Origin of the sequence: uncultured Gimesia sp. (assembly GCF_937919775.1) — a bacterium.
Classification (GTDB): domain Bacteria; phylum Planctomycetota; class Planctomycetia; order Planctomycetales; family Planctomycetaceae; genus Gimesia.
Genome location: NZ_CALFPF010000549.1, coordinates 1 through 3,449 on the forward strand (window position 1 = coordinate 1; position 3,449 = coordinate 3,449).

A 3,449-nucleotide genomic window follows, 5' to 3' on the forward strand; every position below is an offset into this window, starting at 1 on the left:
TTTCTTTGGGACTGGAAATATCGGTAATTTTGACTTTCGCTGTTTTTGCAGGAAGTTCTTCAGAATTTTGCATCTGTGCGGAATTCGTTTCTTCTGACAGTCCAAAATTATCAAAACCATTTTCTGCAGGTTGCTGCGGTTGTGCCGGCATATTTTGTCCCGGTTGCACTGCTGCCCCGCCGAACGGATCTTCTTCAACCTGAACGGCGCCTGTCGCGCCGCCTGCTGCCTGAGCAAATTCATTTGCCGCCGGCTGTTCCATCAAACCCGAATTCGCTCCTTCTGCAGCGGGTGAAAATTCGGCTTGCGGCTCGCTGTTGAAAGCGTTCTGCTGCGAAGCTGTCTGTGGATTTGTTCCCGGCTGTTGTGCAAATTGATCTTTTCCGGAGAAAGGATCCTGCCTGGCATTATCAAAAGTCGCTGGCTCTGCCTGAAATTCATTCTGGGCGGGATTCGCAAATTCATTGTTCGTACCAGCCGGGGGATCAAACTGTTGAAAGCCTTGGTCTGCCTGCTTCGCAGCGATCTCCACTGGCTGTTGCGGTTCGCTCTGATTCTCAAACGCATTCCGGGAAAACTGATCGCTTCCCTGAGAAGCCGGCTGCTGCATTGCAAAAGGATTTTCCTGGTTTTGTCCCTCTGATGGAGTTGAAAACCCGGAGTTACCGGTCTGCGATTCCATCCCGGTGGACTGACCTGCCACCTGAGCCGAAGCATCAGATTTTCCCTCAGCAAACGGATCTGCTTCCTTTTGCTGATCCTCTTCCGGGGTGCTCTCTACAGGACCGTTGACAGCCAGGGCCTCCTGAGGTCGATTGATCTTCTGGTACACGACCAGACCAAACGCACTCAGCAGGATACAAATCAGACAAAGCCCCACTTTGGTTTCGATGGCAATGCCTGATTTGGGTTTTTCGACTCCCCAGTCTTCTTCTGCCGCTGTTTTTTCTGATTTTTTTTCTTCAGTCATGGCTCTGAACCATTTCCAATTAAACGAACAAATTGTCTTTTTCAGACAAACAGAAAACTGTCTGCCTACCAGCCAAATTGAGTAGTGATGATTAGGTTTTCATAGCAACCCGCAGCTTTGCAGTACGACAGCGTGGATTGACCCGCTGTTCGGCCTGCGTGGCAATAATGGGTTTCGGTGTTAAATTTTTCCAGATCGCCTGATTTTTAAAAGCCTGTTTGACCAGACGATCTTCCAGAGAATGAAAGCTGATAATCGCAGCTCTGCCTCCCGGCTTCAGTACCTGTGGTAATACAGATTCCAACATGATTTCTAATTGCTTGAGTTCCTGATTCGCGGCAATCCGTAACGCCTGAAACACGCGCGTTGCCGGATTTTTCCTGGCCGAGGCCAACGCCTTGGAGGGAATGGCTTGCTGAACGGCTTTGATTAATTCCGCCGCGGTTCTGATAGGTGCCGTTTTCCGCTGTTTGACCAACTCGCTCGCGATCCGCTGACTGAATCGTTCCTCACCGTATATTTCCAATATTTCGCATAACTCTGATTCTGAAAGTGTTTCCAGCAGTTTCCAGGCGGGAACTCCTGTTCTGATATCGAACCGTAAATCCAGCTCGCCCGTTGATTCAAACCCAAATCCGCGTTCGTCGTCTCCCAACTGATCTGAAGACAACCCCAGGTCCAGCAGAATTCGATCAATGGATTCCAATTCTAATTCTTCCAGAACTGCGGGAAGCTCTGCGTAACTGGCCTGCCTGAGGTGACATTGCCCGGCCGACAATTTTTCCAACTCTAATTTTTCTCCGGCAAAATTCAGCATCATCGCATCACGATCCAAACCGATTAATGTTCCCTCTGCACCAATTCTCTGCAGAATATGCTGGCTGTGACCTCCGGCTCCCACCGTTCCGTCAACAACCACCAGTCCGGGAGTTAAATCAAGTTGCTCAATAACTTCGCGCAACAGGACCGGTAAATGGACGGGCCGCTTCTGATCACCGGACATACCTGACATTCACTTGGTAACGATTCTAAATAAAATGATCCATCACTCATCGAACAGACAAGATCTGTTTGACTGATAGTAGAAATGATAATTTGGTTATTTGGGGGGTAGAGACTTTTGAAGTGAAACTCTGAGAGACTGTTTGTGAATCAAGCTGAAGAACCAGACTGACACTCAAACGCGGGGAGTTTAGAAAAAACTCGTTTTTTTGACAAGATCAGTTAAAGTTTTTTGAAAAGTAGAAAAGCCCGAGACCTAAGTCTACTTCCAGATCGCATTTAACGAAAGCGTTGAGGTCCGGGTTCGATGCAGATTGGTCTGAATGATGTTGAAATCGCTTCAATAAACCCGAATCCGGGTTGAAATGGCTTGAATTAAGCCCCCTGTTAAGAGGAGAGAGAAAAGAAATCTCTCCTTGATTCCCTTTTATCTTGTTCAAGGAGGGACCCCTGAAGCCATCCGTCTCAAGCAGCATCCATTCCACTTGTATCAGGAGACGAACGACTGGTGGCCCAACCCAATTTTCTGAGCACACACAGGTGACATCCATTTCACCTTCAAACCGCAAAGCCCGGCAGCCAGCGGAAGAGTCCCTTGATTTCCTCCTTGAACAACACTTTTGTTTCGTTTCGTCTTTACAACTATTTATTCAAATTGATCGCCATCAGCGAAATGTTCCACATGTCGCCAAATAACTACCAGGGCATCTGACCAAAGGCCTCTATGGCCATCTCATCAAAATTCGGTCCATGATGATTGAGATAGGTTTCCCATCGCTCACTGCTCCAGATTTCTGCATGATTCTGAACTCCAATCAAAACCACCTCCTGTTTAGGCTCCAGCTTGGCCAGTTCAGCCAGACGTTCGGGAATACAGATACGCCCTTGAGAATCGACTTCCACTTTCTCAGCCCGTGCATAATAGAGACGCAGATACTGGGCTGCCTCCGGACCATTTTTCGAATACTCTGTCAATCGTTGTGCCTGCTGTTCAAATCCTTTCTCTGAGTAAAGCAACAATACTGATGCGGTTCCCGGTGCAATGTAAATCTGGGTAAAATCCTGATCAACAAGCTCTTCCTTGAGCCGTTTGGGAATTGCCAATCGACGTTTTCCGTCCAGAATCTTGTTGAAGGTTCCCGTTAACGCCATTGATCCCCACTTGCCACCACTATTCACCACAGAGTGATGAATTTACCAGCCAGATTCGAATCGTCAAGCAAGATTGAAAGACAGAGCAGAAATCGGGGAACTTGAAATGACCTAGATACTTATCATAATTGGGATTGTGACTTTAAGGATTTTTAAATTTTGTTGTTCCCGACCAGGTTTGAAGTCGGTTTTTTGTTCAAAATCAGTCACCTGATAGACAGGATCTTCTCGTAAACCAGTTCGTATTTCCGGGCAATTGAGTCCCACGTAAACTCTTTTTTCACAGTATTTTGCGCATTCTCCGCCATCTTCTGAAAGAGGGCAG

Annotated in this window: 4 protein-coding genes; all 4 read right to left on the reverse strand. The window is 47.3% G+C overall.

Translation table 11 applies throughout. The features are described from left to right. On the reverse strand, nt 1-970 hold a 970-nt coding region (locus Q0294_RS15785; RefSeq protein WP_299467366.1), incomplete at its 3' end, for a hypothetical protein. 91 nt (nt 971-1,061) lie between these two features. After that, on the reverse strand, nt 1,062-1,973 hold the full coding sequence (rsmH, locus tag Q0294_RS15790) for a 16S rRNA (cytosine(1402)-N(4))-methyltransferase RsmH (RefSeq protein WP_299467368.1): 912 nt from the start codon (nt 1,971-1,973) through the stop codon (nt 1,062-1,064). A gap of 695 nt (nt 1,974-2,668) precedes the next feature. Further along, nucleotides 2,669-3,124 (reverse strand): division/cell wall cluster transcriptional repressor MraZ, encoded by a 456-nt coding sequence (gene mraZ, locus Q0294_RS15795; protein WP_299467370.1) that lies wholly within the window; start codon nt 3,122-3,124, stop codon nt 2,669-2,671. Nucleotides 3,125-3,235: 111 nt separating this feature from the next. Next, on the reverse strand, nt 3,236-3,449 hold a 214-nt coding region (locus Q0294_RS15800; RefSeq protein ID WP_299467372.1), incomplete at its 5' end, for a hypothetical protein.

What these genes read in the sequence shown, in the direction of transcription:
- rsmH (WP_299467368.1), bottom strand. Translation starts at nt 1,973, where the DNA reads ATGTCCGGTGATCAGAAGCGGCCCGTCCATTTACCGGTCCTGTTGCGC.
- mraZ (WP_299467370.1), bottom strand. Translation starts at nt 3,124, where the DNA reads ATGGCGTTAACGGGAACCTTCAACAAGATTCTGGACGGAAAACGTCGA.